3 protein-coding genes are annotated in these 3,160 nt (G+C 75.4%); all 3 read right to left on the minus strand.

Annotated features, from left to right (window positions below; genetic code table 11):
• Window positions 1–758, minus strand: a 758-nt coding sequence (locus JNW98_RS33470) for a cation diffusion facilitator family transporter (RefSeq protein WP_223772060.1), incomplete at its 3' end; no start/stop codon positions are given.
• A gap of 115 nt (window positions 759–873) precedes the next feature.
• Window positions 874–2,070 carry a mannose-6-phosphate isomerase, class I gene (gene manA / locus JNW98_RS33475; RefSeq protein WP_223772061.1) on the minus strand — a complete coding sequence of 399 codons (1,197 nt, stop codon included), beginning with the start codon at window positions 2,068–2,070 and terminating at the stop codon, window positions 874–876.
• A 108-nt stretch (window positions 2,071–2,178) separates the two neighbouring features.
• Window positions 2,179–3,160 (minus strand): SIS domain-containing protein (locus JNW98_RS33480; protein ID WP_223772062.1); only part of this gene is annotated, 982 nt, incomplete at its 5' end.

The raw sequence follows: 3,160 nt of genomic DNA on the forward strand, positions 1-3,160 counted from the left end.
GGGCCGAGGTGGAGCGTGCGCATGTGGATGACGCCCGTCACCGTCGCGCCGTCGACGGCGGCCTCGCGGATGCGGGCGACCTGCTCGGGACCTGCGGCCTCGCCGAGCAGCAGGGACTTGGTCTCGGCGGCCAGGACCAGGGCGATGAGGACGAGGAGGGCGCCGATGCAGAGGGTGCCGATGCCGTCCCAGACGCCGTCGCCGGTGGCGACGGTGAGGCCGACGCCGACGAGGGCGAGGACGAGGCCGACGAGGGCGCCGAAGTCCTCCAGCAGGACCACGGGCAGCTCGGGCGCCTTGGCCGTGCGGACGAACTGCTTCCAGGACTGCCGGCCGCGCAGCTCGTTGGACTCGGCGACGGCCGTGCGGAAGGAGAAGCCCTCCGCGATGACGGCGAACACGAGCACGCCCACCGGCCAGTACCAGTTGTCGAGCTCGTGCGGGTCCTGGATCTTCTCGTAGCCCTCGTAGAGGGCGAAGACGCCGCCGATGGTGAACAGCACGATGGCGACGAGGAAGCCGTACACGTACCGCTCGCGGCCGTAGCCGAAGGGGTGCTCCTCGCTCGCCGCCTTCTTCGCCTTCTTCCCGCCGACCAGCAGCAGCGCCTGGTTGCCGGAGTCGGCGACCGAGTGCACGCCCTCCGCGAGCATCGACGACGAGCCACTGAACGCGAAGGCGACGAACTTCGCCACGGCGATGGCCAGGTTGGCCCCCAGCGCGGCGACGATGGCCTTGGTTCCGCCTTGAGCACTCATACGAACGGGGTGTCCCTTCCACCGTGAGTCCGGCAGGCGGCCGCCGCGTTGATCTTTGCTGTTTCTTTGCCGCCTTCGGCGGGCCATTGTGTCAGCAGGGGCGGCCCGGCGGCCTTCAGACCTCGACCGTGGCGCGGAAGAGCGTGCACTCCCCCCGCAGCTCCACACGCTCCCCTGCCGGAACGTACGCGGACTCGCCCTGCGCCAGCTCCAGTTCGCCGTCGTCGCCGCTGAGGCGGGCGGTGCCGGCGGTGCACAGCAAGATCTGTGGAGCGGGCGCGTCCAGGGCCACGGGCGGCGCACCGGCGGCCCGTACGCGCCGGGAGAGACGGAACTCGTCGACGGGCGCCTCGTACACCTCCTCCTCGTCCGGCCCGGCCTCGGGCCGGAGCACGGCGGGGACGGTCGGCTCGAAGCGGACGACGCGCAACAGCTCGGGGACGTCGACGTGCTTGGGGGTCAGCCCGCACCGCAGCACGTTGTCCGAGCCGGCCATGATCTCGACGCCGAGCCCGTCCAGGTAGGCGTGCGGCACGCCGGCGCCGAGGTGCAGGGCCTCGCCGGGCTGGAGGCGGACGTGGTTCAGGAGCATCGCGGCCAGGACGCCCGGGTCGCCGGGGTAGTGCCGGGCGACGAAGGCGTAGGCGGCGCAGTCGTCCCGGTACGGGCCGTCCTCGCCGGCCAGCCGCTCGGCCGCGGCGGCCGCCTGCGCCACGGTCTCCGCCATCGCCGCGCGGTCGGCGGTCAGGATCGCGGTCAGGACCTCGCGGAGCGCGTCGGCCGCCGGGTGCGCGTGCAGCAGGTCGACGTACGGCTTCAGCGCGTCGACGCCGAGGGCCGCGAACAGGTCCGCCGTCCGCACCGGGTCGCGGAAGCCGCACAGCCCGTCGAACGGCGTGAGGGCGCAGAGGAGTTCGGGCTTGTGGTGTGGGTCCTTGTAGGTGCGGTGGGGTGCGTCGAGGGGGATGCCCCGGGCCTCCTCGGCGGCGAAGCCGGCCTCCGCGCGGGCGCGGTCGGGGTGCACCTGGAGGGAGAGCGGGGCGGCGGCGGCGAGCACCTTGAGCAGGAACGGGAGCCGCGGGCCGAAGGCGCGGACGGCCGGGGCGCCGAGCTCGCGCTCGGGGTCGGCGGCGATGACCTCGGTGAGCGGGCGGGGCCCGTCCCCCCGGTCGACGCGGGAGGGGGCGCCGGGGTGGGCGCCCATCCAGAGTTCGGCCTGGGGTTCACCGGTCACCGGGGTGCCGAGCAGGCCGGGGAGCGCGGTGGTGGAGCCCCAGGCGTAGGGGCGCACGGTGTTGGCGAGGCGGTCCATGGGGGCGATTCCTGACTGTACGGACGGGTCCGGCGCGGTACGGGCGGGTCCGGGGTGCCCGCGCGCGGGCACGCTCCGGCTCGCGAGGCGGGCCGCGGGCTTGACGGCTTAGGGAGTGCCGGCGAGGGCCAGGTAGACGGCGGCGAAGTCGGTGACGGCCAGCAGCTCGGCGGCGACCTCCAGAGCGCTCCCGCCCTCGCCGGCCTCCAGCTCGCTGACCGGGGTGTCCCGGTGCAGGGCCAGGTCGCGGGCGCCGGGTACGGCCGAGGTGATGTCCGGGGCACGCTCGCGCAGCAGGACGACGCGGGCGTGCAGCGCCTCGGGGTCGTCGACGCGGTCGCGGAAGAAGTCGTCGGGGTCGGCCCCGGCGGCGAAGGAGCCGGAGAGCAGGGCGCTGTGCGCGGTGAGCGCCTCGGGCAGTTCGGCGGCGAGCGCCGGGCGGCCGGCCAGGGCGGCGAGGACGGTCGCGAAGCGACGGCCGGCGGCGGCCGCGAGGTCGCCCTCGGTCCAGATGAGCGGGAGGCTGTCGGCCAGTTCGGCGGCGAGGGTCTTCGCCGGATTGCCGTAGGTGGCGGTGGCCGGACCGCAGCGCTCGGCGAGCCGGTCGAGCCGGTCGGCGAGCGCCTCGAGGGCGGAGTGCGGGGCCTCGAACAGGCCGATGCGGTCGCCGAGCACGAGCAGCGGGGTGAGCAGGGACCAGAGCGTGCCGGGCCCGGTCGGCAGGACGTTCTCGCCGTTCTCCGGCCGCGCGGGGGCGTCGTCGCCGGCCATCGTGGTCTCGTACGGGGTGCTGGTCAGCGGGATGGCGAGGCCGCGGGCCTGGGCGGTGGCGTCGGCGAGCGGGGTGCCGGCCGGGGTGACGCAGACGACGGAGCAGCCACGCCGGTACGCCTGTTCCAGCAGCAGGGCGAGGCCGGGCTCGGTGCCGTCAGGGCTGACGACGAGGAGCAGGTCGAGCGGGCCGGTCCAGCCGGGGAGCGTCCAGCGCAGGGCGCCGGGCGCGGGGGCGACGCCGGTCGGACGGACGTGGGCGACGGGACAGCCGCCGCCGGCGAGCGCGGCCAGCAGGTCGGCCGTGGAGCCGGCGGCC

The sequence above is a fragment of the Streptomyces huiliensis genome (assembly GCF_020037025.1).
Lineage (GTDB): Bacteria > Actinomycetota > Actinomycetes > Streptomycetales > Streptomycetaceae > Streptomyces > Streptomyces huiliensis.

Coding starts and splice junctions, on each gene's coding strand:
- manA (WP_223772061.1), bottom strand. CDS start 2,070: ATGGACCGCCTCGCCAACACCGTGCGCCCCTACGCCTGGGGCTCCACC.